This is a genomic window from Pseudomonas sp. TE31087, from assembly GCF_057284075.1.
The window spans coordinates 3,822,340-3,847,868 of sequence record NZ_JBXVNN010000001.1; the positions used below are offsets into that span (position 1 = coordinate 3,822,340).

Sequence of the window (25,529 nt, forward strand, 5' to 3'; positions counted from 1 at the left end):
CTCAATTGGACGGAGACCTGCCATGTTCGGATACCTTGACCGTCAGCTCGGCAACCTCGGCGTCGGGCTCAAGCTCGCCCTGGGTTTTGCCGTGGTGCTGCTGCTCACCCTGGCCACCACCCTCAGCGGCTGGAGCGCCCTGGACGGCGCCATCGAGCGCTCGGAGCAGCTCGGCGACATCGGCCAACTCAACGACCTGACCCGCGACCTTCGCGCCGAGCGCATCACCTACCGGGTGCTCGCCGACGACGTCAGCAGGACCCGCATCGCGACCATCCTGGAACAGTTGCACGACCGCCTGACCCTGCTGCAGCAACGCAGCGGCGTCGATTCGTCGCGACAGATGCTGAACCAGAAACTGCAGTTGCTGCAGCGCCTGAAGGCCGACTTCGCCGCCCTGCAAGGCACCGTGGACAGCCGCGAAGGCTTGCGCGTGGCGATGCAGGCGCAGGCGGGCGTGCTCGAAAACGTGATCGACGAGCTGCAGACCCAGGCCTTGCTGAAGCTGCCGGGCGACGGCCGGCAGGGTAGCGTGGTCGGCCTCATGGATACCCTGGGCCGCCATATCGAGTCCGCCAGCCAGCAAAGCCTGGTACCGGCCTATGCCTTCTCGCCCCGGGACAACTTCGCCAGCATGGGCGATGCCGCGCTGCAGGCAGCGAACAGCAGCCTCGGCCAATTGCTGCGGGCCATCGCCCCACTGGAACTGCCCGGCACATTGACCCAACGCCCGCAGGTCGAGCTGGACCGCTACCGCGACGTCTTGCGCCAATACCGCGAGGCCGCGCTCAAGGTCGAGCAGTTGCAGGACGGCATGGAGAAGATGGGCGACGAGCTGCAAACCGTGAGCCGCGAACTGAGCGAACGCAAGGTCGAGCAGCGCGACAACGAGGCCCTGGCCGACCGCTCGCTGCTGACCAGCGTGGCCGTACTGGCGCTGGTGTTCGGCATCCTCGCCGCCTGGCTGATCACCCGACAGGTCACCCAACCCCTGCGCCAGGTGCTGGCCCAGGCGGAGCGCATTGCCCGTGGCGACCTCAGCCAAGTACAGACGGTGCAGCGCCGCGACGAGATGGGCCAGTTGCAGACGAGCATGCGCGAGATGACCTTGAGCCTGCGCGAGCTGCTCGGCGGCATCGACCAGGGCGTCGGTCACCTGTCCCGGGCCGCGACGGTGCTGGCCGGCGCCAGCGTGGACACCCGCGAGCGCATTGGCCAGCAACAAGAGGAGACCGACCAGGTGGCCACGGCCATGAACCAGATGAGCGCCACGGTGCAGGAGGTCGCGCAGAACGCCGAGCAGGCCTCGCAGGCGGCCACCGCCGCCGACCGTCAGGCACAGCTGGGTGACGAGGTGGTGGCCGAGGCGATTGCCCGCATCGAGCAGTTGGCCGGGCAGATGGACCACTGCCTGACGGCCATGGGTCACCTGGCCGGTGAAAGCCAGCGCATCGGTTCGATTCTCGATGTGATCAAGTCGGTATCCGAGCAGACCAACCTGCTGGCGCTTAACGCCGCCATCGAGGCCGCCCGGGCCGGCGAGGCCGGGCGCGGTTTCGCCGTGGTGGCCGACGAGGTGCGCGGCCTGGCCCAGCGCACGCAGCAGTCGACCGAGGAAATCGAACTGCTGATCGACAACCTGCACCGTGGCACCGACGAGGTGACCGGCCTGTTGGACGACAGCAAGCGCCTGACCGGGCAAAGCGTCGAACTCAGCCGCAAGGCCGGCGCCGCGTTGGGGCAGATTACCGAGACGGTGTCGACGATCCAGGGCATGAACCAGCAGATTGCCACGGCCAGCGAGCAGCAAAGCGTGGTGGCCGAGCAGATCAACCGTAGCGTGATCAATGTGCGGGATGTTTCGGAGCAGACGCGGGCGGCCAGTGAACAGACGGCGGTTTCGAGTGGGGAGTTGGAGCAGTTGGGGCAGCAATTGCGGGGCATGGTGGGGCGGTTCAATCTTTAAGTCTTGCAGGCGTGCCCAGATCGCCAGGACCTGAAACCAGACCGACGGCTTTGGCTTTGGCTTTGGCTTTGGCTTTGGCGATCAGAAGATTAACACCGCAGCTCACTAGCGACAGCTGCGCCATCCCAGGCGCCGCCCGTAACTTCGCGACTTCAGGAGGCCGAACGCAGGTCTTGCGGAGGGAGGTGACGGGGGTCACCTCCCTTCGCAATGCCCGTCACCTCCCTTCGCAAGAACTCCGCTCGGCCTCCTGAAGTCGCAATTGGCGTCGCCTGAACTATCGCGCACTTAGAAGCAAGATCAAGATCAAGATCAAGATCAAGATCAAGATCAAGATCAAGATCAAGATCAAGAGATGAGCGTTTCTTGATTGGAGGGTGGTGTTATTTCAGTGATCAGACCCCTCGCCAACATATAGCAAGAGGCCTGAACAGTTTGACCACATACATTGCACCCACGGTTTACGCAGGTCTAAACACAATCACAGAACTTGCCGCAAGAACGCCTGCGCCCGCACATCCTTCGGCGCAGCAAAGAATTCCTGCGGTGGCGAATCTTCCAGCAACTTCCCGTGATCAAAGAACAACACCCGATCCGCCACTTCCCGGGCAAAGCCCATCTCGTGCGTCACGCAGACCATGGTCATGCCTTCCTGGGCCAGGGTCTTCATCACATCCAGCACCTCCCCGACCATCTCCGGATCAAGCGCCGAGGTCGGCTCGTCGAACAGCATCACCTTCGGGTCCATCGCCAGCGCCCGGGCAATGGCCACCCGCTGCTGCTGGCCACCGGAGAGCCGCGACGGATACTCGTTGGCCTTCTGCGCGATACCGACCTTTTCCAGCAACGCCCGGGCCTTGGCTTCGCGCTCGGCCTTGTTGCGCTTGCGCACCACCTTCTGCGCCAGACACAGGTTCTCCAGCACGGTCATGTGCGGGAACAGGTTGAAGTGCTGGAACACCATGCCGACTTCACGGCGATAGGCGTTGATATCGGTTTTCGGGTCGTCCAGCTGCAAACCGCCGATGGACACATGCCCCTCGTCGAAATGCTCCAGGCCGTTCAGGCAGCGCAGGAAGGTCGACTTGCCCGAGCCCGAAGGCCCCAGCACCACCACCACCTCGCCCTTGGCCACCTGGGTGGTGACGTTGTCCACCGCACGCACTACCTGGCCACGGGTGTCGAAGACTTTCAGCAGGTCACGGACTTCAATCACTTTGCGCAAGCCTCCGCTCGAGCCGGCTGGCGATGTGCGACAGCGGCAGGTTGATCAGCAGGTACAGGCCCGCCACGCAGAACCAGATCTCGAAGGTCGAGAACGAGGTGGTGATGGCCTCGCGGCCGCTCTTGGTCAGCTCGGTGATGGCGATCACCGACACCAGCGAAGTGTCCTTGACCAGGCTGATGAACTGCCCGGCCAGCGGCGGCAGCACGCGCTTGAACGCCTGCGGCAGGATCACGTGGCGCATCGACTGGGCGCCGTTCAGGCCCAGCGAACGCGCCGCCTCGTTCTGGCCCTTGGCGATCGACTGCACGCCGGCACGGACGATCTCGGCCACGTAGGCGCCGGTGAACAGCGCCAGCGCCGCCACCCCGGCGAACTCGCGGGACAGGTTGAGCACGGTGCCGATGAAGAAGTAGAAGATGAAGATCTGCACCAGCAGCGGCGTGCCGCGCACCAGCTCGACGTAGACAGTGGACAGGTCACGCAGGGTCGGGTTGTTCGACAGCCGGCACAGCCCGGCGAACAGGCCGATCACCAGGCCCAGGGCGCCGGAGATCACCGAGATCCACAGCGTGGTCCACAGGCCCCAGGCCAAGGGACCGGCGGCCCAGTGGCGGGTGACGCCGATGGCATCGCCCTCGGCGACATCGTCGCCACGGGCCAGCAACATGCTGTCCTTGGCCACTTCGACGACCTGGGTGCCGCCGCTTTCATCCTTCAGGGTGACCCGGGCGTTGTCGCCGGACACCACGATTTCCTCGACCGTGCCAGGGTTGGCGGCACGCTGGGTTTCCTCGGCCTTGTAGGCGAAGTATTGCGGAACACGGTTCCAGCGCCACTCGTAGGAAATCATCGAGGTGGCCAGGTACAGGCTGAACGCCAGGCCCACCAGGACCAGCGCGGTCAGCCCATGCCAGGGCCACTGTGCTTTCTTGTGTTTGATCACGTGGGGTACTTCCGTAAAAGCGAAACGCGCAGGGCTTGCCTGCGCGTCGAGGTCAGCGCCTGGGGTTTTGGCCCGGGCCTTATTCCATTTCCTTCAGCCATTCCTTGCTCTTGAACCACTTGTCGTGAATACGATCGTAGGTCCCGTCATGCTTGATCTGGTGCAGGAAGTTGTTGATGTAGTTGATGCTGTCGTAGTCGCCTTTCTTCAGGCCGAAGGCCAGCGGCTCGTAGGTGAAAGGCTCTTCCAGGAACACCAGCTTGCCAGCGCCGGCCTTCTCCACCGCCACCACGTTGTACGGCGAGTCATAGACGAAGGCGTCGGCCTTGCCGTTGACCACGTCCATCACCCCTTCCTGCTCGTTGTCGTAGCCGTGGTACTTGGCCTTGCTGATCAGCTTCTTCGCGACCATCTCGCCGGTGGTGCCGAGCTTGGAGGTGAGGCGGTACTTCTCGTTGTTCAGGTCCTTGTACGACTTGATCTCGCCCGCCAGTTCCTTGCGGATCAGCAGGGTCTGGCCGACCACGATAAAGGGTTCGCTGAAGTTCAGGCGCAGGTTGCGCTCCTGGGTCAGGGTCATGCCACTGCCGATGAAGTCGAACTTGTCGGTCATCAGGGCCGGGATGATGCCGTCGTAGGCGGTGGAGACCATCTCCAGCTTGACGCCCATGGACTTGGCCATGGCCTTGAGGATGTCGACTTCGAAGCCGATGATCTCACCGCGCTTGTTGGTCATTTCGAACGGCATGTAGGTCGGGTCCATGCCCACGCGCAGGGTGCCACGCTTGACCGCGTCATCGATGGCGCCGGCCTGGGCGGCGGTCACCGCGATCAGGGCGGTCGCACCTACCAGCAGTCGCGACAGGTATTTCTTAATCATCACCAAGTCCCCTAGCAAGAAGTACGCAGATTTTTCTTGTAAGCACGGTCCGACAGACCGATGCGCAATATCGGGACGGATGCTAACGCATGCGCGGCGCCGGACCTAGAGCCGGGGGGGACTTTGTTGGCCAAAATCGACCAGAAAGCATCGCGGGGCCAGCCCGCTCCAACGCACCGTTGAGATGGCGTGGGAGCGGGCTGGCCCCGCGATTATCGAAGCAACGGACTCAAGCCAGGGCTGGCTGGGCCACGTTCTCCGGGTGCAGCGGCAGCAGCGGCGAGTGCGGATCGTTGGCGATGGACGCCCGCCACACATCGATCCACGCCGTGTTGTGCCCGGCCCACACCTGCTCGTGCAGGCGCGACAGCGCCACCGGGTCGCTGAGCAGCGCCAGGCGGGTGTTCAGGTCCAGGCCTTTCGGGCCGACTTCCAGGGCCTTGGCCACGCGCTCGGCGCGCAGCGCCTCGATCGGGGCCGCCTGACCGTGACGCGCCGTGGCCATGGCACAGGCCAGGGCGTTCTGGCGCGGGTCGACCACGGCACGGACGAAACCGTCGTGCAAGGCGTGCCAGCGGTTCTCGTGGGTGTACTGGTCGGTGGCCAGCAGCTCTTGCGGCGTTGCGTATTCCTCGGGGATGAGGAACAGCTTCTCGTCCTTGGCCGCCAGGCCCAGGCGCGTGCGGCTGGAGATCACCGACACCGGGATCGACAGCACCAGCGAGCCGACGATCGGCGCCAGCCACCACAGGAAGCTCGGGTTCAGCCAGGCCACCAGCCCAGCCCAGGCGATACCCAGCAGGGTCTGCGGACCATGGCGACGCACCGCTTCGCTCCACGGCGTGGAGTCATCGTCACGCTGCGGCGAGTTCCAGGTCGCGGCCCAGCCGAGGAACGCGGCCAGCACGAAGCGGGTGTGGAAGATCATCCGCACCGGTGCCAGGAGCATGGAGAACAGCATCTCCATCAGCATCGACAGGGTGACCTTGATGCGCCCGCCGAACTCGGTCGCGCCCTTGGCCCAGATCAGGATGATGCTGAGCAGCTTGGGCAGGAACAGCAGCACGATGGTGGTGGAGAACAGCGCAATGGCCTTCTCCGGATGCCACTGCGGCCACAGCGGGTAGAGCTGGAACGGCTCGATGAAATACTGCGGCTCCATCAGGGTGTTGGTTGCCAGCAGCGCCGTCGACAGCACCAGGAACAGGAACCACAGCGGCGCCGACAGGTACGACATCACCCCGGTGAGGAACACTGCGCGGTGCACCGGGTGCATGCCCTTGACCAGGAACAGGCGGAAGTTCATCAGGTTGCCATGGCACCAGCGACGGTCACGCTTGAGTTCGTCGAGCAGGTTCGGCGGCAGTTCTTCGTAGCTGCCCGGCAGGTCGTAGGCGATCCACACGCCCCAGCCGGCACGGCGCATCAGTGCGGCTTCGACGAAGTCGTGGGAGAGGATAGCACCGGCGAACGCGCCCTTGCCCGGCAACGGCGCCAGGGCGCAGTGCTCGATGAACGGCTTCATGCGGATGATCGCGTTGTGACCCCAGTAGTGCGACTCGCCCAACTGCCAGAAGTGCAGGCCGGCGGTGAACAGCGGGCCGTACACGCGGGTGGCGAACTGCTGCATGCGCGCATACAGGGTGTCCATGCCCGAGGCTTTCGGTCCGGTCTGGATGATACCGGCGTCCGGGTTGGCCTCCATCAGGCGCACCAGGCTGCTCAGGCACTCGCCGCTCATGACGCTGTCGGCGTCGAGCACGACCATGTACTTGTACTCGCCGCCCCAGCGACGGCAGAAGTCGTCGAGGTTGCCGCTCTTGCGCTTCACCCGGCGCCGACGGCGGCGGTAGAAGATGCGGCCGAAACCCTTGGTTTCGCGGCACACATCGAGCCAGGCCTGTTGTTCGGCGACGGCGATGTCGGTGTCGTTGGTGTCGCTGAGCACGAAGAAGTCGAACCGGTCGAGGTTGCCGCTGGCAGCCACAGACTCGAAGGTGGCGCGCAGGCCGGCGAACACCCGTGGCACGTCTTCGTTGCAGATCGGCATCACCAGCGCGGTGCGCGCCTCGGGCGCGATCGGCTCGTTGCCGGCGCTGCTGCCGGAAATCTTGTACTTGTCACGCCCGGTGAGCAGCTCGAGGAAGCCCATCAGGGCGGTCCAGAAGCCCGCCGACACCCAGCAGAACAGGATGCCGAACAGCACCAGGATGGAGGTCTGCAGCGCATACGGCCACACCTGCACCACCGTGTCCCACAGCGGCTGGTTGACGATTTCGTCGAGATCAACGAACGACCAACCCTGGTACGGCAGGATGCCCTTCATGTACCAGCCGGCGACGAGGGTCTGGCCGATCATCAGGGTCAGCAGGATGTAGCGGCGGATCGAGCCGACCGTGCGCCAGCGCGCCGGCGGCAGCTCGCGCTTGGGCGGCTGCGGGGCGTTGGTGCGGCCGGTCATGCGCCGCCACATGCGGATCAGGATGTTGGTGCGCCACGGCTCGGGCACGACCTTGGTGCGCTTGATCGGCGGGGCGATCTTCAGGCACAGCCGCCCACCGGCATCGACGCCGAGCATCTCGGCGTCTTCCAGCTCGGCGGCGCTGCCGACGGTAAGACGGGCGCCCACCGAGGCCTGGGCGGCCTCGGCGGTGCCGGCGGCCGGTTGGGCCGCCAGGTGTTGGTGCAGCTCGCTGAAGGAGGTGCAGCGGGCGAGTTCCGCACGCTGCTCGTCGCTCAGGGGAAGGTGGGCCAGGTACTCGCTCAGCGATTCCGGCCTTGCGCTTGAGTTACTCATCGGCAGGCAACTGATAGCTCCAGGTCTCGGTCAGCACTTTCTCGGTGGTGGCCGGGGTCCCGTTGGTGGATGCCGCATCGGCGGCGGGTTGCTCGGCAGCCTTCTCGGCCTTGGCTTTCTCGGCCTTGGCGTGAGCATGCTTGGCCGCGGCCTTGTCCTGCTTGGCCGGCTTGGGCTGTTCGACCGGAACGTCGCGCAGCAGCGCGGCGCGCATCTCGGTGGATTTCTTCGGATCCTGCACCTTCAGGCGCAGGGTCAGGCGCCAGCCTTTGGTTTCCGGGTTGTAGCGCAGGTTGTTCTCGACCACTTCGGCGTTGTCGCCGACGCTGACCTGGCTGCGCACGGCGGTGTCGGCCGGCAGCGTGGCCAGGTTCGGGCCGATGAAGTCGACCAGGAAGGCCACGGTGCCATCGGTCTGGCGGATCAGGTTGGACTGTTTGACGTCGCCGGTGGAGCGCAGGGTCTGCTTGACCCAGCCCAGTTCCTGCGAATGCAGTTGGTCTTCCTTGATGGTCCAGCGCAGGCGGTAGTCGTACTCGAACGGCTTGCCCACCTCAGGCAGTTTTTCCGGGCTCCAGAAGGCCACGATGTTGTCGTTGGTCTCGTCGGCGGTCGGGATCTCGACCAGGTCGACGGTACCCTTGCCCCAGTCACCCTTCGGCTCGATCCAGGCGCTCGGGCGCTTCTCGTACTCGTCGTCGAGGTCTTCGTAGTCGCTGAAGTCGCGCTGGCGCTGCAGCAGGCCGAAACCACGCGGGTTCTCGACGCTGAAGTTGCTCACGGCCAGGTGTTTCGGGTTGTTCAGCGGACGCCACAGCCACTCGCCGTTGCCGGCGTGGATCGCCAGGCCTTCGGAGTCATGCAGGGCCGGACGGTAGTTCATGACCTTGGATGGCTGGTTGGGGCCGAACAGGTACATGCTGGTCAGCGGGGCGATGCCCAGGCGGCTGACGTTGTCACGCAGGTAGACCCGCGACTTGACGTCGACCAGGGTGTCCTCGCCCGGACGCAGGGTCAGCTTGTAGGCGCCGGTGGAGCGCGGCGAGTCGAGCAGCGCGTAGATCACCAGGTGCTTGTCGTTCGGCTTGGGCTTCTCGATCCAGAATTCGCGGAAGCGCGGGAATTCCTCGCCGGACGGCAACGCGGTGTCGATGGCCAGGCCACGGGCCGACAGGCCGTAGCGGTGGCCCTTGCCGACCACGCGGAAGTAGCTGGCGCCAAGCAGGGTCATGATCTCGTCCTGCTTGTCGGCCTTGTTGATCGGGTAGAGCACGCGGAAACCGGCGTAGCCGAGGTTCTTGGTGGCTTCGGCGTCATGCGGCACGTCACCGAACTCGAAGCGGCTCGGGTCGTACTTGATTTCCTTGACCTTGTTGGCGGTGATCTCGTTGATGGTCACCGGCGTGTCGAAGTGCATGCCCTGGTGGTAGAACGAGAGCTTGAACGGCGTCTTGTCCTTGGCCCACTCGGCCTTTTCCTGCAGGAAGCGGATCTTCTGGTAGTCGGCGTACTTCATGTCGCGGAACACCGGCGGCAGGTTGCTCTTCGGTGCCTCGAACTTCTGACCGGCCAGATCCTTTGCCTTGGCTGCAACGTCGTCCAGATTGAATGCCCACAGCTGGCCCGCGCTCAACAGGCCGACCAGCGCCACGCCGGCCAGCATGGCCTTGCGCAGCCGGGTACCGGGGATTCTAGGTGCAATACAGGGGCTTACAATCACGAGCAATCCTCGCCGAAAACAGATCATGAAACCAACGGCCAGCGACCAATGCCGGGTTGGCGAGCACTGTTCGGACCCCGTGAGGGCGTAATGATTCCCCAAACGGATCCTGACAATGCTCGAGTCAAAGTGAAACGAACCTGCGAACGCAGGTTCATGCAGCGCGCGATTATCCAGCAGGTCGCGTTACAACGCATCAGGCTGAACAAACTATTTATCGTACAAAACCCCTTGTTTTTCGACAAACAAAGGGTTTTTTGACCTCATATTTGTAACATAAATGTTACCGGGCCATCATTGACCAGATGCACCTGCATGTCTGCACCGAAGCGACCACTGGCCACCAGCGGGTGCCGGGCCTGTGCCTGGCGCAGCAGATAGTCGAACAGCTCGGCGCCGAGGGCCGGTGGCGCCGCCGTGGAAAAGCTCGGGCGCATGCCGTTGCGGGTGTCGGCGGCCAGGGTGAACTGCGACACCAGCAGCAGGCCGCCGCCGACATCCTTGAGCGAGCGGTTCATCTTGCCCTGCTCGTCGCTGAACACCCGGTAGTTCAGCAGTTTGTGCAACAGCTTGTCGGCATGCTCGGGCGAATCTTCAGGCTCGACCGCCACCAGCGCCAGCAGCCCCTGGTCGATGGCGCCGACAATCTCCCCTGCCACTTCCACCCGCGCGCCACGCACACGCTGGATCAGCCCCTTCATGCTTCTTCCAGGGGCAGGTCGAGCAGGCGCCGGGCCATCTGGTCGGCGGCGCGCACCAGGGCGTCGGTGATGCCGGGCTCGGAGGCGGCGTGGCCGGCGTCGCGGATCACCTTCAGCTCGCTGTTCGGCCAGGCCTGGTGAAGCTCCCAGGCGTTGTCCAGCGGGCAGATCACGTCGTAGCGGCCATGCACGATCACCGCCGGCAGGTGAGCGATCTTCGGCATGTCGCGGATCAGCTGGTCCTGCTCGAGGAAGGCGTTGTTGGTGAAGTAGTGGCACTCGATGCGAGCGATCGACAGGGCGCGCTGCGGCTCGGAGAAGCGGTCGACCACCAGCGGGTTCGGGCGCAGGGTCGCGGTGCGGCCCTCCCAGGTGGACCAGGCCTTGGCGGCATGCATCTGGGCGATCTGGTCGTTGCCGGTCAGGCGCTTGTGGAAGGCGTTGACCAGGTCGCCGCGCTCCTCCGGCGGGATCGGTGCGATGTAGTCCTGCCAGTAGTCGGGGAACAGCCGGCTGGCGCCTTCCTGGTAGAACCAGTGGATCTCCTGCGGGCGGCACAGGAAGATGCCGCGCAGGATCAGGCCATGCACCCGCTCGGGGTGCTTCTGGGCGTAGGCCAGGGCCAGGGTGGAACCCCAGGAACCGCCGAACAGCACCCATTTGTCGATGCCGAGGTGCTCGCGGATGCGTTCCAGGTCCTCGACCAGGTGCCAGGTAGTGTTGTTCTCCAGGCTCGCGTGCGGCGTGGAGCGGCCGCAGCCGCGCTGGTCGAAGGTGACGATGCGGTACAGGTTGGGGTCGAAGTAGCAGCGGCTCTGGGCATCGCAGCCCGCGCCCGGGCCACCGTGGATGAACACCACGGGCAGACCTTCCGGCGAGCCGCTCTCATCGACATACAGCACATGCGGCGCTTCCACGGCCAGATCGTGCCGGGCGTAGGGTTTGATCTGCGGGTAGAGGGTCTGCATCGCGCACTCCGTGTGAGGATATTGTCTGCCGCCTGGCATCATAAACCTGAATTGCGCTTTGAGCATGCTCTCGTGCTGGGTGCGATGCATGCGGACGGGTTCTACGGCCAGATCATGTTATGTCCTTGGTCGGCGGCACAGTCCATACCATCCGGGCCTCCCTTCCATCGAGGCCCCACCATGAGCGTCAACAACAACGGCGTCGCTGGCGCGCCAGTAACGGACGAACCCATAGGTTCACTGTCGAAGCGGCTGATCGCCGACAAGATGCCTGACTGGCTGAAGCACGTCGCAAAGCCGGCCCATGCCCACATGCGCAATGCCCTGAGCCAACCAAACGCCTGGTTCGACAAGGCTTGCCTGGCGCACCCGGACATCGCCCGACAGCTGGTACAGGAATATGGCACCCATCGACAGACCCAGGATGAGGTGGCCAGGCGGCTCAAGCAGCTACCCGATCTACGGCAGTTCGCCACGCAGCAGCTGACCCAGGCGATCAAGCAGCGCTTCCATCTGCAACTGGACGTGAACAAGACCTATCTGTTCAACGCCCGCCGGGCCGAGGCTTATCAGGACGCCTCCCACGGCGACCCGATCGTTCAGGCAGCACGGTCGTTCAGACGAGCCACGCAGTCCTTGCTGCACAGCGCCTTGCAGAACTTCGAGGCCGAACAGGCGCTGCCTGGTGGGCTGGATACCGCCAGGCTCAGCTCAAGGGTGCTCGACAGCAATGCGTTCGTGGGCGTGGTGCCCAGCGGCAACCAGGTCGAGATCTCGCCGAGCGAATTCGCGGCATTATCCCGCGAGCTGGATATCGGTGGTCAGTACCAGGCGCTGATCGAAACGGTCTGCCCGGCGGATCCGCAGACGGCCAAGGTATTCGGCGACGCGGAACTGAGCACCCTGCGCCTGGAGCTGCACAGGGCTTATCTGGGCGAAAAGCTCGAACAGCCGCTGTATAAAGCCTTGCTCAAGCTGGTCGAACACGGCGAGGCCGAGTACGAAGGCCGTCCGCTGGGCGCGACCTTCCTGCAGCTGTTCGGCAGCTCGGTAACAGGCGCCTTGATCTTCGGTGTAGAAACGGGCCCCAGCCTGCCGTCGCGCTACCCTGCGTTCCAACTGCCCTTCCAGGGTTGGCTGGTCACCTATTTGCCCGGCGCGCGAATCCCCTTGAAGCATCACGCCACCGCCGAGGCACTGCAGGCCTACCTGCGCGAACAGCTGGGGGCCATGACCCGCCTGCAACTGCTCGACAGCGTGCCGGCACGCGACAGCAATGCCTTTCTCACCCAGTTGCTGGACTGCCTGCAACCGGTGGACTGGAGTACCTCAAAGGTCTTCCCGGGCCAGTACGGCGGTACGGTAAACCGTGTGCGCGATCCAGACGCCCGAGTGACGGTGGCACAGCAGCCCTTCGGGCAAGGCCTGCGCGAGGCGCTGGTCGCGCAGAAACGTCAAAGGCTCAGGGACGATGCCCTGTTCCACGCGCTCCCCACCGCGACGCAAGATCAGATAACAGCGCAGAAACAACTGGCGTACTACACCGGCCTGGCCTTCAACGCCCTGGCCTTGGGCAGTTTCTTCGTACCGGCCCTTGGTCCGGTGATGCTGGGACTGACGGCACTGCAACTGGGGCATGAAGTATACGAAGGGTTCGCCAGCTGGGCGCAGGGCGACAGGCAGCAGGCCCTGGCCTACCTGGTGGACGTGGTTGAAAACGTTGCCCAGTTGGCGGCTCTCGGGGTCTGGGAGGCGAGCAGCGGAAAACCTGCCATCGAGAAAATCACCGCCGAGACGCCTTCATTTGTCGAAGAACTGGAGCCGGTGCGCAGGCCTGACGGCGAGGTCCGACTCTGGTCCCCGGACCTGAAGCCATTTGCCCATGACATCGTGCTGCCTGCAGGCTTGAAAGCGGATGAGTTCGGCTTGTACCACCACGCAGGCAATATCTGGTTGGCGCTGGAAGACCGCCTCTTCTCGGTCAAACCCATTGCTGCGCCCCACGCCTACGTCATCGAAAACCCCCAAAGTCCCCAAGGCTACCAGCCTCGATTGCGCCACAATGGTGCAGGCGCCTGGCTGCATGAACTGGACCGACCACAGGCATGGCCACTGAAGCAGTTGGCCGGTCGGGCAGGCCAACTGACCGCTGGGTTCGACGAAGCCACCCTGACCCGGATCCTCGACGTCAGCGGCACGGATGAGTCCGTGTTGCGTCGAACCGTCAGCCAGAACCTGCGCTTGCCGGCGTTGCTGGAAGACACGCTGTCTCGTTTCAAGCTGGATCAGGAGCTGCGCACCTCGGTGACGGAGCCACACATGCTGCGCAAGACGTTCCAGAAGCGCTACGACCTTTTGTACGCCAGACCCACCGCTCGCGGCGCCACCCTGCGGCAACGTTATCCACAGCTGCCGCTTCCCGTCATTGAAGAGCTGTTGCGCAACGCCAGCCTGGAGGCGCTGCAGGACCTCGACACTGGCAGGATCCACGCCCGCCTTGGCGCAGAGGCTCGCACCTACCAGCAGCAGGTTCGCCTGGCACGCGCCTATGAAGGGCTGTATCTGGACGCGGTACGCAACTGGGACACAGACCGCTTGATCTTGCATACGCTGGAACAGCTTCCCGGCTGGCCCGCCGATACGGTCATCGATCTCGAGCAACACCTGCACTGGCCCGCCGAGCGCACACGAATCGGAGCACAGACCGCTGAGCCCAACGCCACCATTTTCCGCACGACCAATGGATACATCGTTGACGGCAGCAGTGCCCCAGAAGCCTCGGAGAGGCTTCACGACACGCTCTACAGTGCGCTGATGAAAGCCCTGCCGACACCCGCAATCAGCGTACTGGGCAACCTGGGAGTGAGCTACACGCAAGCACTCAAGCGCCTGCTTCGCCAGATGCCTCGACTTTCGCGCGAGGCGTTGCGCAAGGTGTTGCGCATGCAGCCCGTGCGCCAGGGCTTCCACTCGCCGATGCGTCTGGCCGACGGCCGCCTGGGATACCCGATGGGCGGCCACGGCGGCACTGGAGGCGGCTTCACCCGCCACACCCTGCTGCGCATGATCAGGGAAACCGGCCTGCCCGTGCATACGACGCGTACGGCCGACCAGATACTGGCCGACCTGGAAGGCAGCGGACTGAGCCGAAGCGAGATAAACATACGCCTGCAGGCATTGCTGGAGCGGCACACGACCTTGCGCGACACGCTGGCCGCATGGCGACGAGCGACAACCGCCACAGTCGGGCAGGACAGCGAAGCGATCGACACGCTGCATGAGCGGATCATCCAGCACTGGTACGACAATGCCCTGCCTGTGACACCCCACGAGGCGACACCATTGCGTCTGGAGCAGATCGCACTGGACACCTTCCCGTCCGACCTGCCCACGTTCTTTGGCGAAAGTGTCAGGCATCTTCAGCTCATCGACCCGTCCCACGGCAGCGCTTCGAGCCTGGGACGGCGCGAGCGCCAGCTGACCAGTCTGTTCCAACAGTTCCCAGGCTTACGCTCGCTGGAGGTGACCCGACCTTATGTCGACAACGCACCCGCCTCCAACTTCCTGTACGACCTCAGCTCGATCACCCGCCGCCTTCCGGCGCTCGAATCCCTCAGCATCACCAACCTGAACCTGGCATTGTCGAGCAGGGAGATCGAAAGCCTGAGAGCGTTGCCCCACCTTCGGCGCCTCACGCTGGACGGCAATCGGCTGTTATCGCACAGCTACCAGGCCTTCGAAGGCCTGACGCTGGACTACCTGGGCCTCGAACGCATGGACCTCGACCACTGGCCCCAGGGACTGAGGCCACGCCCTCTGACCCGCATCAGGGAGGTCTCGCTACGCGACAACCGTATCCGCTCACTGCCGAGCTTTCTCATGAGCAACGAACCGGACCTTGCCACCCACTCGGTCATTGCCCTGGAAGGCAATCCCATCATCGAGGATCAGCTGCTGCGCATCCTGCTCAATCAACAGGGCCTGGCCGGACGGATCCATGCCGACATTTCATCGTCCCTGAACGCCCGCCTGCGCCACTACACTCAGCAGCGTGAAGCACTGCGCGATGCTATCGACAGCTGGGCCAACGCCTCAAGTTCGACGGCGCCGCTTAGCCAGGCCGCCATGGCCATGCGCAACCGGATCGGGGTCAGCATCAACAACTTCTGGCGCAACCAGGAACTGGGCATGCGCCAGACCACGCTGCGCCTGGAAAACATCGCCCTTGAGCATTTCCCGCCGCAACTTCCGTCCTTCTTCCACGATCGCGTGCGCAGCCTGTCACTAGCCCGGATCAACAGCACGAGCGCCCAGCTGGATGATTTCCTGCGACGCTTCCCCCTGGTGGAAAACCTCAGCCTCGTCGAACACACCCAGCCGAACCAGGCGCTGCCGACGGCACTCCTGCGCCTGCCCCGGCTCGTCTACCTGTCCTTGCGCGACATGGGGCTGATGATCGATGACAACGTGCTCGCCATCTTCGGCGCACTGGGCAACCTCAGCACACTGGAACTGGCCGGCAACCGCCTGGGCACCATCACCCAGGTGCCCGAGACCTTGCGCAACCTGACTCGGCTCGAGCTGAACAACATGGGCATCGAACAGTGGCCCGCCTGGCTGGACAGCCTGCTGCCGCTGGAGCTGCTCGACCTGAGCGAGAACCGCTTGACCGAACTACCCGAACACATCTTCAGCAACCTCGATCACGACTTCCCCGTGTCGTCGATCGCCCTGTTCGACAACCCATTGAGCCGCAGCACCATGTTCCGCGCGCGCACGTCCTCGGACACCCAGCGCAACTTCACCTTCGCCATGAGCCTGCCCGATGACTTGCTGACCGCGACGTCTTCGGATGAGGAACTGGCGGGGGGGCACCTGCATAATCCAATCCTTCCCCTTGCCGATGACCAGCCACGCCTGGAGGCCTGGCTGCAAGGCGCACAGCTGGAAAACGAAGCACTGCGCGATACCTGGCAGCAACTGGAACAGGCAGGCGATGCGGGCAACCTGCTGTCGCTGGTCGGGCGCCTGCAGCAGTCAGCGCCCTTTCGCAATGGCGCCAGCCGGCCGTCCTTCTGCCAGCGCGTGCGCATGGTCCTGATCAAGGCGCTGGTCAGGCCGGAAGAACGCGCGCTGTTCAACGCCATTGCTCAGGAAGCGCTGGTACAACCGGACACCGGCAGCCAGACCTGCCACGACGGGGCACTACTGGTGTTCCAGAACATCGAGCTGCTGATCGACAGTCGTAACCTGCTGAGAACCGCAGGCGATACGGAACACACGCTTTACCAGGAGCTCACGCGCCTCTATCGCCTGTACCGACTGGATGAAATCGCCCGCGACAAAGCCAAGGGCCGGGACGAGGCGGAGGTCCGCCTGGCCTATCGCCGCGGACTGAATCAGGAGCTGAAACTGGGTGTGCCCGACGACAACATGCTCTACGAGGCCTTTGCCGATGTCAGCCGCAGCGAGCTGACAGCGGCGATGGACCAGGTACACCGGGATGAGCAGGGTGAGTCGTTCCTGGGGTATGCCGCGAGCAATGACCAATGGTGCCGATACCTGCGACTGACCTACGCAGCACGCTTCGACGCCATCGAGCAGCAGTACAGGGCGCAGGTCAACGCCCTGGACGAGTCCCCGCAAAGCCTCGATGAACTGGCGCCCGAGTACGAAGCGCTGGAGAACGACAAGCAGGCACGGGAACGGCACCTGATCCGTGAACTGACCACGCTGGCCAATCCGGATCGCAGTTGAGCGCTAGCGCCTGTATCGCTCCCGGCCCCACGTAAGGACCGTCTCCAGCAACCGTCTCAGGACCGCCTGGGTCGGTTGTGCCAGGTCCTGGCGATAGGCGAACGGCTCGACTTCATTCATGTACGTGCTCTGCGCCAGCTCCAGTTGCACGGCATGGATCTGTCGGGACGGGTCACCGTAGTGGCGGGTGATGTGTCCACCCTTGAAGCGGCCGTTGAGCACATGGCTGTAGTGCGGGAACTCGGCGCACACGCCCTGCAGCCGCTTGGCCAGCTCGGGATCGCAACTGGCGCCGTTGAAGGTACCGAGGTTGAAGTCCGGCAGCTTGCCGTCGAACAGGTGCGGGATCAGCGAACGGATCGAGTGGGCGTCCCACAGCAGCGCATAGCCGAACTCGGTGCGCAGGCGCTCCAGTTCACGACGAATCGTGTCGTGGTACGGGCGCCAGATCCCTTCCAGGTACCTCGCCCGCTCATCGGCGCTCGGCACTTGCCCGTCCTTGAACAACGGCTCGCCATCGAACAAGGTCGCCGGGTACAGGCCGGTGGTGGCGCCGACGTACAGCGGCTTGTCGTCATCCGGGCGGTTCAGGTCGATGACGAAGCGCGAATACTCCGCCGCCACCACACTGGCGCCCAGGTCACGGGCGAAGTCGTACAGGCGTGGAATGTGCCAGTCGGTGTCCGGCAGGCTGCGTGCCTGGTCGACCAGGCCATTGCGCACGGCTGGCGTCAGGCCCAGCCCGGCGTGGGGCATGCTGATCAGCAGTGGCAGGCGGCCCTGGTGAAAACTCAATACCTTGTCCATATGACTCCTACAGCGTATCTGATTGACCTTCGTGGGAGCGGGCTTGCCCCGCGATGAAGGGCACCGGCCTCGCCGGTATCGCGGGACAAGCCCGCTCCCACGAAGCTACCCTTCAGTTGGATATTTCATGGCCCAGGCGTACCACGCGCTTGGGCAGGTCGCCGCCGAGCCAGTAGCTGAGGTCGGCCGGGCGTTCGATTTGCCAGGCGATGAAGTCCGCCACCTTGCCCACTTCCAACGAGCCGTGGCTGTCGCCCAGCCCCAGCGCCGTGGCGGCGTGCACGGTGACGCCGGCCAGGGCTTCTTCCGGGGTCATACGGAAACAGGTGCAGCCCATGTTCAGCATCAGGCGCAGCGACAGCCCCGGCGAGGTACCGGGGTTGAGGTCGCTGGCCAGGGCGATCTTCACGCCATGCCGGCGCAGGGCGTCCATCGGTGGCAGCTGGGTTTCGCGCAGGAAGTAGAATGCCCCCGGCAGCAGCACCGCGACCGTGCCGGCCTCGGCCATGGCAATGGCGTCTTCCTCGGTCATGAACTCCAGGTGATCGGCCGACAGCGCCTGGTAGCGGGCCGCCAGGCTCGAGCCGTGCAGCGACGACAACTGCTCGGCGTGCAGCTTTACCGGCAGCCCCAGCTCAAGCGCCTTGATGAACAAGCGCTCGACCTGGACCGGGGAGAACGCCAGGTGTTCGCAGAAGGCGTCCACCGCGTCCACCAGCCCCTCGGCGGCCAACGCCGGGAGCATCTGCTCGCAGATATGGTCGATGTAGTCGTCCGCCCTGCCCGCGTATTCCGGCGGCAGCGCGTGGGCGGCCAGGCAGGTACTGCGCACGGTGACCGGCAGCTCCTCGCCCAGGCGCCGGGCGACGCGCAGCATCTTGCGTTCGTTTTCAAGGTCCAGGCCGTAGCCGGACTTGATCTCGATCGTGGTCACGCCGTCGCGCATCAGCGCCTGAACCCGCTGGCGGGCACTGGCCAGTAGCTCGTCCTCGCTGGCCGCGCGGGTGGCCCGCACGGTGCTGGCGATACCGCCGCCCTGGGCGGCGATTTCGGCATAGCTGACGCCCTGCAGGCGCTGCTCGAACTCGCCGCTGCGGTTGCCGCCGAACACCGCGTGGGTGTGGCAGTCGATCAGCCCGGGGGTGACCCAGGCACCGCCCAGGTCGACGACGCGGTCGGCTTCGACCGGCGGCACATCAGCGCGGGGACCGATCCACTCGATCAGGCCAGCGCTGGTGACGATCGCCGCGTCCTCGATGACCGCGTAGCGGCCCTCGGTCATGGTCGCGGCGTGGCAGTGCTGCCAGAGGGTTCTCATCAGGATCTCCTTGTAAGCTTAACGGTGCAGCTCGGCAGGCTCCCGGAGCGGCTCGCCACCACCCGCGCGCGGCTTGCACCACAGCAGGTAGGACGCCACCAGGAACACCACCCAGATCACCCCGACGATCAACGCCGCCTGGGTATCGGGGAAGTAGCCGAGCACACCGAAGATGAACACCATGAAGGCAATGGCCAGGGCCGGGCCATAGGGCCAGAAGGGTACCGGGAACTTGAGCTGGGCGACTTGCTCGCGGCTCATGCTGCGGCGCATGGCGACCTGGGTGACCAGGATCATCAGCCACACCCACACGGTGGCGAAGGTGGCGATCGAGGCAATCAGCAGGAACACGTTTTCCGGGATCAGGTAGTTGAGCAGCACACCGACCAGCAGCGCCGCGCCCATCACCACCACGGTCATCCATGGCACGCCGTGTTTCGACAGTTTGCCGAAGCCACGCGGTGCCTGGCCATGCTGGGCCAGGCCGTACATCATGCGCCCGGCACCGAAGATGTCGCTGTTGATCGCCGAAATCGCCGCCGAGATCACCACGATATTGAGCACGGCTGCGGCCGAGCCGATCCCCAGGTTGCTGAAGATCTGCACGAACGGGCTGCCCTGGCTGCCGATCTGCGGCCACGGATACAGGCACATCAGCACGAACAGGGTGAGCACGTAGAACAGCAGGATGCGCAGCGGCACGGCGTTAATTGCCTTGGGGATGACGCGCTGAGGGTCTTTCGCTTCACCTGCGGTGACACCGATGATCTCGATGCCGCCGAAGGCGAACATCACCACCGCGAACGAGGCGATCAGGCCACTGACGCCATTGGGCATGAAGCCGCCATGGTCGAACAGGTTGCTCACCCCGACCGCGTGCCCGGTGCCCACCTGGCTGAAGCCGAAAGCCATGATGCCAAGGCCCGCGAGAATCATCGCGACGATGGCGCCGACCTTGAGCAGCGACAGCCAGAACTCCATCTCGCCGAAGACCCGCACGTTGCACAGGTTCAGGCCGCCGATCAGAAAGACGATGCCCAGTACCCAGATCCAGCGGGCGACCTCGGGGAACCAGAAGCCCATGTAGATACCGAAGGCGGTGACGTCGGCGATGGCGACGATGACCATCTCGAAGGCGTAGGTCCAACCGAGGATGAAGCCGGCCATCGGGCCGAGGTAGGTGCTGGCGTAGTGGCCGAAGGAGCCGGCCACCGGGTTGTGCACGGCCATCTCGCCGAGGGCGCGCATGACCATGAATACGGCGGCGCCGCCGATCAGGTAGGCCAGCAGCACGGCCGGGCCGGCCATCTGGATGGCCGAGGCCGAACCGTAGAAAAGCCCGGTACCGATTGCCGAACCGAGCGCCATGAAACGGATATGCCGGGCCGATAGCCCGCGCTTGAGACCTTGAGCTTGTTGCATGTCACGTCCTTATTGTTGTTCTGGTCGTGAATTCGGGAGGGGCTGCGGACAGCCCATCGCGGGGCAAGCCCGCTCCCACGATTGGCGTGGGAGCGGCGATGCGGCGGCCCGACTTGCCCCGCGATTGCGGTGTTACAGGCTAGGCAGGACCCCAGCCCGGCAGCAGGCCGGTCAAGGTACCTTTGGCCAGCAGCTCGGACGCCACCTCGATATCCGGTGCGAAGAAACGGTCGCGGTCATAGTGCGGCACGTCCTTGCGCAGCGCCTGGCGCGCCTGCTCCAGCTTGACCGAAGTCTTCAGCCCCTTGCGCAGGTCCAGGCCCTGGCAGGCGCCAAGCCATTCGATGGCCAGCACGCCACGGGTGTTCTCGGCCATTTCCCACAGGCGCTTGCCGGCGGCCGGGGCCATCGACACGTGGTCTTCCTGGTTGGCCGAGGTTGGCAGGCTGTCGACGCTGTGCGGGTGCGACAGCGCCTTGTTCTCGCTGGCCAGCGCGGCGGCGGTGACCTGGGCGATCATGAAGCCGGAGTTGACCCCGCCGTTTTCCACCAGGAACGGCGGCAGCTGGGACATGTGCTTGTCCATCATCAGCGAGATGCGGCGCTCGCTCAGCGAGCCGATCTCGGCGATTGCCAGGGCGATGTTGTCGGCAGCCATCGCCACGGGCTCGGCGTGGAAGTTGCCACCGGAGATCACGTCACCTTCGGCAGCGAACACCAGCGGGTTGTCCGACACGGCATTGGCTTCGATGCCGAGCACTTCGGCGGCCTGGCGGATCTGGGTCAGGCAGGCGCCCATGACCTGGGGCTGGCAGCGCAGGGAGTACGGGTCCTGGACCTTGTCGCAGTTCTTGTGCGACAGCGACACTTCGCTGGTGTCGCCCAGCAGGTCGCGGAAGCACGCGGCGGTGTCGATCTGGCCGCGCTGGCCACGCACTTCATGGATACGCGCATCGAACGGCGAGCGCGAACCCAGTGCCGCTTCCACGGTCAGGCCGCCGCAGGCGATGGCCGCGGCGTACAGGTCTTCGGCCTGGAACAGACCGCGCAGGGCGTAGGCGGTGGACGCCTGGGTACCGTTAAGCAGGGCCAGGCCCTCTTTGGCGGCCAGGGTCAGTGGCTCCAGGCCAGCGACGGCCAGGGCCTCGGTGGCAGGCAGCCACTGGCCCTGGTAGCGGGCCTTGCCCTCGCCCAGCAGTACCAGCGACATGTGCGCCAGCGGTGCCAGGTCGCCGGAAGCGCCGACCGAGCCCTTGAGTGGGATGTGTGGATAAACTTCGGCGTTGACCAGGGCGATCAGCGCGTCGATGACCTTGCGGCGGATACCGGAGAAACCGCGGCTGAGGCTGTTGATCTTCAGCACCATGATCAGGCGCACCAGGCTGTCGTCCAGCGGCGCGCCGATACCGGCGGCGTGGGACAGCACCAGCGAACGCTGCAGGTTCTCAAGGTCATGGCTGGCAATGCGGGTCGAGGCCAGCAGGCCGAAACCGGTGTTGATGCCGTAGGCCGTGCGGTCTTCGGCGATGATCTGTTCGACGCAGGCAACGCTGGCGTCGATGGCCGGCGCGGCGCTGGCATCCAGCTGCAGGCGCACGGGGGCGGCATGGATGGCGCGCAGTTGGGCCAGGGTCAGGGTGCCGGGCTTGAGGGTCAATTCGGTCACTTCGCTACTCCAATCGCATGGGGCCGCGCAGGGCCCCTTCTTGTTGTTCAGTATCACCCGTACAGGGTGCGATCCAAAGCGCGCCGATCAGCCGGTGATCATCGGCAGGTCCAGGCCCTGCTCCTTGGCGCAGTCGATGGCGATCTGGTAACCGGCATCGGCGTGGCGCATCACGCCGGTCCCCGGGTCGTTGGTCAGCACGCGGGCGATACGCTCGGCGGCTTCATCGGTACCGTCGCAGACGATGACCATGCCCGAGTGCTGGGAGAAGCCCATGCCCACGCCACCGCCGTGGTGCAGCGAAACCCAGGTGGCGCCGCCCGCAGTATTGAGCAGGGCGTTGAGCAGCGGCCAGTCGGAGACCGCGTCGGAGCCGTCGCGCATGGCTTCGGTTTCGCGGTTGGGGCTGGACACCGAGCCCGAGTCCAGGTGGTCACGACCGATGACGACTGGCGCCGACAGCTCGCCGCTGCGCACCATTTCGTTGAACGCCAGACCGAGCTTGGCGCGCAGGCCCAGGCCGACCCAGCAGATACGCGCCGGCAGGCCCTGGAAGCTGATGCGCTCGCGAGCCATGTCCAGCCAGCGGTGCAGGTGGGCGTCGTCCGGGATCAGTTCCTTGACCTTGGCGTCGGTCTTGTAGATGTCCTCGGCATCGCCGGACAGCGCGGCCCAGCGGAACGGACCGACACCGCGGCAGAACAGCGGGCGGATGTAGGCCGGGACGAAGCCCGGGAAGTCGAAGGCGTTGGCCACGCCCTCTTCCTTGGCCATCTGGCGGATGTTGTTACCGTAGTCGAAGGTCGGGATGCCCTGCTTCTGGAAGTCGAGCATGGCCTTGACGTGCACGGCCATCGATTGCTTGGCGGCCTTGACCACGGCCGCCGGGTCGGTCTGGGCGCGGTCGCGGTATTGCTCCCAGGTCCAGCCGGCCGGCAGGTAGCCGTTGAGCGGGTCGTGGGCGCTGGTCTGGTCGGTGACCATGTCCGGGCGCACGCCACGCTTGACCAGCTCCGGCAGGATCTCGGCGGCGTTGCCGTGCAGGGCGATGGAGATGGCCTTGCCTTCGGCGGTGTACTTGGCGATGCGCGCCAGGGCGTCGTCCAGGTCCTTGGCCTGCTCATCGACGTAGCGGGTTTCCAGGCGGAAATCGATGCGGCTCTGCTGGCACTCGATGTTCAGCGAGCAGGCACCGGCCAGGGTTGCAGCCAGTGGCTGGGCGCCGCCCATACCACCGAGGCCCGCGGTCAGTACCCACTTGCCTTTCAGGCTGCCGTTGTAGTGCTGGCGGCCGGCTTCGACGAAGGTTTCGTAGGTGCCCTGGACGATGCCCTGGCTGCCGATGTAGATCCAGCTGCCGGCGGTCATCTGGCCGTACATGGCCAGGCCCTTGGCGTCCAGCTCGTTGAAGTGCTCCCAGTTGGCCCAGTGCGGCACCAGGTTGGAGTTGGCGATCAGTACGCGCGGGGCGTTGCTGTGGGTCTTGAACACGCCGACCGGCTTGCCCGACTGCACCAGCAGGGTTTCGTCGTCTTCCAGGCGGGTCAGGGTCTCGACGATCTTGTCGTAGCACTCCCAGTTGCGCGCGGCGCGGCCGATGCCGCCGTACACCACCAGCTCTTTCGGGTTTTCGGCGACCTGCGGGTCGAGGTTGTTCATCAGCATGCGCAGCGGGGCTTCGGTCAGCCAGCTCTTGGCGGTCAGCTTGTTGCCACGCGGGGCACGGATTTCTACGTCACGGTATTTGTTGTTGTCAGTCACGGGGATGTCCTCTGCGGTCGTCCGACGGCATGTGTGTGTGTCGTGGCGACTATACAAACACACCTTTACTTGTATGTACAAGCATAGGCAACCAAAAAACCGGACCATTCCTCCGAAAAGCATCGCGGGGCAAGCCCGCTCCCACGCCGGACAAGATCTGGCGTGGGAGCGGGCTTGCCCCGCGATGTACTTGCGACAGAATCAGCTTGGTGTCAGCTCGATCAGGCAGAATCGCCCCTGTACATCCAGCTCCAGCAACCCCTCGTTACCATCGATCCGCAGGCAGTCATACCGCCCAAGCTGCTGCGTGCCCTGCCCAGCCAGCCCCACCTCGACATGATTGCCGGCGGCAAACAGCAACAGCGTCGACGCCGAACTGAATATCTGGTTGCCGCCATCGAACCACTGCAACCGCGCCCGATAGCGCTGCGGCGCATAGATCAGGTTGAAATCGCGAATCGCCCCACCCAGCAGCTTGCAACTGACCTGGCTCTCGCCACTGAAGGCGAACGCATCGAACGGCAACAGCGGCCGGCTGGCCTGGCCGTCGACCAGCAACCGCATGCCGTCGCCCTGCAATACGGTGATGATCCGCTGGTACCCGGCAAAGGTGGAAAAGCCACCGGACTCCTCGATATCGGCAATCGACAGGCGCCAGCCGAAACCGTCCAGGCTGTCGCCGACATCGCGGGTGATCTCTTCGGTGAAGCCACCACCGTTCTTCCAGGGCATGCGCGGATAATCCCGCGCACGCAACAGCTGCAACTGAGTCATTTGCTGAATCGTCCTTCCAGACGGTGACGGGAACCGGGGTGGATCAGGCGCGCGGCGGTCACCGGCTGGCGTCCCGACCAGGTGCGGCGGCGGATCAGCAGGCACGGCTCGCCCCGCTCGATCTGCAACAGCTTGCATTCTTCAGGCTCGGCGAGGATGGCCTCGACCACATGCTCGCCTTCGGTGAGCGGCGCGACCTGCGACAGGTAGGCGTAGGGCGTCTGCCGGGTAAAATCCTGCTTGAGGTAGTCCGGGGCGATGGCGGCGTTGACGTAGCGGTCCTCGATCTGCACCGGCACGCCGTTCTCGTAATGCACGATCAACGAGTGGAACACCCGCTGGCCTTCGCGCATGTCCAGGGCCAGGGCGCGCTCGGAGCCGGCGGCCTCCTCGGCCAGGGTGATCACCTGGCAGCTATGCTGGTGGCCACGGCCGGCGATCTCGTCGGCGATGTTGTTGACCTCGAACAGCGCCGAGCGGGTCTTGGGCTCGGCGACGAAGGTGCCGACACCCTGCATGCGCACCAGCAGGCCCTCGGCGGTCAGCTCGCGCAGCGCGCGGTTGATGGTCATGCGGCTGAAACCCAGCTCGTTGACCAGTTCACTCTCGGAAGGCACCCGATGATGAGGCGGCCAGGTGCCGCTCTCGATCTGCTGGATGATCATCTGTTTCACCCGGGCGTAGAGCGGCGCCGGCCCTTCGCCCATCTGGGCAACCAGCGCGGAGACAGGAAGTGTCGGCACGGCGTTGAATCCTTGTGCGGTTGGAGTGAACGGTAGCTTGCCGGAGTTTACCCGGCAGGCAAACGGCTGTATATGTAT

General features: G+C 64.8%; 15 protein-coding genes and 2 pseudogenes. 3 read left to right on the top strand and 14 right to left on the bottom strand.

The window, feature by feature from the left end; genetic code table 11:
• Positions 1-22: 22 nt before the first annotated feature.
• Together ACZ899_RS17245 and ACZ899_RS17250 are read left to right on the top strand one after the other, a co-directional pair.
• Positions 23-1,063 (top strand): annotated as a pseudogene (locus tag ACZ899_RS17245) (methyl-accepting chemotaxis protein); the annotation flags it as partial.
• A gap of 198 nt (positions 1,064-1,261) precedes the next feature.
• Entirely contained in the window at positions 1,262-1,966 is a 705-nt protein-coding gene (locus tag ACZ899_RS17250) for a methyl-accepting chemotaxis protein (RefSeq protein WP_442799996.1), read from the top strand.
• A gap of 481 nt (positions 1,967-2,447) precedes the next feature.
• Here the strand turns inward: ACZ899_RS17250 and ACZ899_RS17255 are convergent, their stop codons facing one another.
• The 7 genes from ACZ899_RS17255 to pip form a co-directional block, all read right to left on the bottom strand.
• Positions 2,448-3,182 (bottom strand): amino acid ABC transporter ATP-binding protein, encoded by a 735-nt coding sequence (locus tag ACZ899_RS17255; protein WP_186716283.1) that lies wholly within the window; start codon positions 3,180-3,182, stop codon positions 2,448-2,450.
• A complete protein-coding gene (locus ACZ899_RS17260) occupies positions 3,175-4,137 on the bottom strand; it encodes an amino acid ABC transporter permease (RefSeq protein WP_234562268.1) in 963 nt (320 codons plus the stop codon). The genes ACZ899_RS17255 and ACZ899_RS17260 overlap by 8 nt, the downstream gene beginning before the upstream one ends.
• A gap of 79 nt (positions 4,138-4,216) precedes the next feature.
• Complete coding sequence (locus tag ACZ899_RS17265) at positions 4,217-5,014, bottom strand: transporter substrate-binding domain-containing protein (RefSeq protein ID WP_186716282.1); 798 nt, start codon at positions 5,012-5,014, stop codon at positions 4,217-4,219.
• 232 nt (positions 5,015-5,246) lie between these two features.
• Positions 5,247-7,814: a glucans biosynthesis glucosyltransferase MdoH gene (mdoH, locus tag ACZ899_RS17270; RefSeq protein WP_203648355.1), complete on the bottom strand. Its 2,568-nt coding sequence runs from the start codon at positions 7,812-7,814 to the stop codon at positions 5,247-5,249.
• Complete coding sequence (locus tag ACZ899_RS17275; RefSeq protein WP_156329678.1) at positions 7,807-9,477, bottom strand: glucan biosynthesis protein G; 1,671 nt, start codon at positions 9,475-9,477, stop codon at positions 7,807-7,809. Before ACZ899_RS17275 ends, mdoH begins: the two co-directional genes overlap by 8 nt.
• 320 nt (positions 9,478-9,797) lie before the next feature.
• A complete protein-coding gene (dtd, locus tag ACZ899_RS17280) occupies positions 9,798-10,235 on the bottom strand; it encodes a D-aminoacyl-tRNA deacylase (RefSeq protein WP_050707270.1) in 438 nt (145 codons plus the stop codon).
• On the bottom strand, positions 10,232-11,203 hold the full coding sequence (gene pip / locus ACZ899_RS17285) for a prolyl aminopeptidase (RefSeq protein WP_198745376.1): 972 nt from the start codon (positions 11,201-11,203) through the stop codon (positions 10,232-10,234). Before pip ends, dtd begins: the two co-directional genes overlap by 4 nt.
• A gap of 180 nt (positions 11,204-11,383) precedes the next feature.
• On the opposite strand from pip, the gene ACZ899_RS17290 reads away from it, so the two are divergent.
• Complete coding sequence (locus ACZ899_RS17290; RefSeq protein WP_234562266.1) at positions 11,384-16,960, top strand: dermonecrotic toxin domain-containing protein; 5,577 nt, start codon at positions 11,384-11,386, stop codon at positions 16,958-16,960.
• Positions 16,961-16,963: 3 nt separating this feature from the next.
• On the opposite strand, the gene hutG is transcribed toward ACZ899_RS17290, so the two are convergent.
• The 7 genes and pseudogenes from hutG to hutC all read right to left on the bottom strand — a co-directional run bounded on the left by hutG (position 16,964) and on the right by hutC (position 25,415).
• The gene (gene hutG, locus ACZ899_RS17295) at positions 16,964-17,767 is read right to left on the bottom strand and encodes an N-formylglutamate deformylase (protein ID WP_234562264.1); all 804 of its coding nucleotides are present in this window, start codon (positions 17,765-17,767) and stop codon (positions 16,964-16,966) included.
• A 112-nt stretch (positions 17,768-17,879) separates the two neighbouring features.
• Positions 17,880-19,085 (bottom strand): imidazolonepropionase, encoded by a 1,206-nt coding sequence (hutI, locus tag ACZ899_RS17300; protein ID WP_234562262.1) that lies wholly within the window; start codon positions 19,083-19,085, stop codon positions 17,880-17,882.
• 18 nt (positions 19,086-19,103) lie between these two features.
• Positions 19,104-20,507, bottom strand: a complete 1,404-nt coding sequence (locus tag ACZ899_RS17305) for an amino acid permease (RefSeq protein WP_203648365.1) — start codon at positions 20,505-20,507, stop codon at positions 19,104-19,106.
• A 132-nt stretch (positions 20,508-20,639) separates the two neighbouring features.
• Positions 20,640-22,173 (bottom strand): annotated as a pseudogene (gene hutH, locus ACZ899_RS17310) (histidine ammonia-lyase).
• Positions 22,174-22,260: 87 nt separating this feature from the next.
• On the bottom strand, positions 22,261-23,934 hold the full coding sequence (gene hutU / locus ACZ899_RS17315; RefSeq protein ID WP_028688392.1) for a urocanate hydratase: 1,674 nt from the start codon (positions 23,932-23,934) through the stop codon (positions 22,261-22,263).
• 201 nt (positions 23,935-24,135) lie between these two features.
• On the bottom strand, positions 24,136-24,708 hold the full coding sequence (locus tag ACZ899_RS17320) for a HutD/Ves family protein (protein ID WP_232854944.1): 573 nt from the start codon (positions 24,706-24,708) through the stop codon (positions 24,136-24,138).
• Positions 24,705-25,415: a histidine utilization transcriptional repressor HutC gene (gene hutC / locus ACZ899_RS17325; RefSeq protein ID WP_234562270.1), complete on the bottom strand. Its 711-nt coding sequence runs from the start codon at positions 25,413-25,415 to the stop codon at positions 24,705-24,707. The genes ACZ899_RS17320 and hutC overlap by 4 nt, the downstream gene beginning before the upstream one ends.
• Positions 25,416-25,529 lie beyond the last annotated feature (114 nt).

What these genes read in the sequence shown, in the direction of transcription:
- hutG (WP_234562264.1), bottom strand. Translation starts at nt 17,767, where the DNA reads ATGGACAAGGTATTGAGTTTTCACCAGGGCCGCCTGCCACTGCTGATC.
- ACZ899_RS17250 (WP_442799996.1), top strand. Translation starts at nt 1,262, where the DNA reads ATGAGCGCCACGGTGCAGGAGGTCGCGCAGAACGCCGAGCAGGCCTCG.
- ACZ899_RS17290 (WP_234562266.1), top strand. Translation starts at nt 11,384, where the DNA reads ATGAGCGTCAACAACAACGGCGTCGCTGGCGCGCCAGTAACGGACGAA.
- mdoH (WP_203648355.1), bottom strand. Translation starts at nt 7,814, where the DNA reads ATGAGTAACTCAAGCGCAAGGCCGGAATCGCTGAGCGAGTACCTGGCC.
- ACZ899_RS17305 (WP_203648365.1), bottom strand. Translation starts at nt 20,507, where the DNA reads ATGCAACAAGCTCAAGGTCTCAAGCGCGGGCTATCGGCCCGGCATATC.
- ACZ899_RS17275 (WP_156329678.1), bottom strand. Translation starts at nt 9,477, where the DNA reads ATGCTGGCCGGCGTGGCGCTGGTCGGCCTGTTGAGCGCGGGCCAGCTG.
- hutC (WP_234562270.1), bottom strand. Translation starts at nt 25,415, where the DNA reads ATGGGCGAAGGGCCGGCGCCGCTCTACGCCCGGGTGAAACAGATGATC.
- pip (WP_198745376.1), bottom strand. Translation starts at nt 11,203, where the DNA reads ATGCAGACCCTCTACCCGCAGATCAAACCCTACGCCCGGCACGATCTG.
- hutI (WP_234562262.1), bottom strand. Translation starts at nt 19,085, where the DNA reads ATGAGAACCCTCTGGCAGCACTGCCACGCCGCGACCATGACCGAGGGC.
- dtd (WP_050707270.1), bottom strand. Translation starts at nt 10,235, where the DNA reads ATGAAGGGGCTGATCCAGCGTGTGCGTGGCGCGCGGGTGGAAGTGGCA.
- ACZ899_RS17320 (WP_232854944.1), bottom strand. Translation starts at nt 24,708, where the DNA reads ATGACTCAGTTGCAGCTGTTGCGTGCGCGGGATTATCCGCGCATGCCC.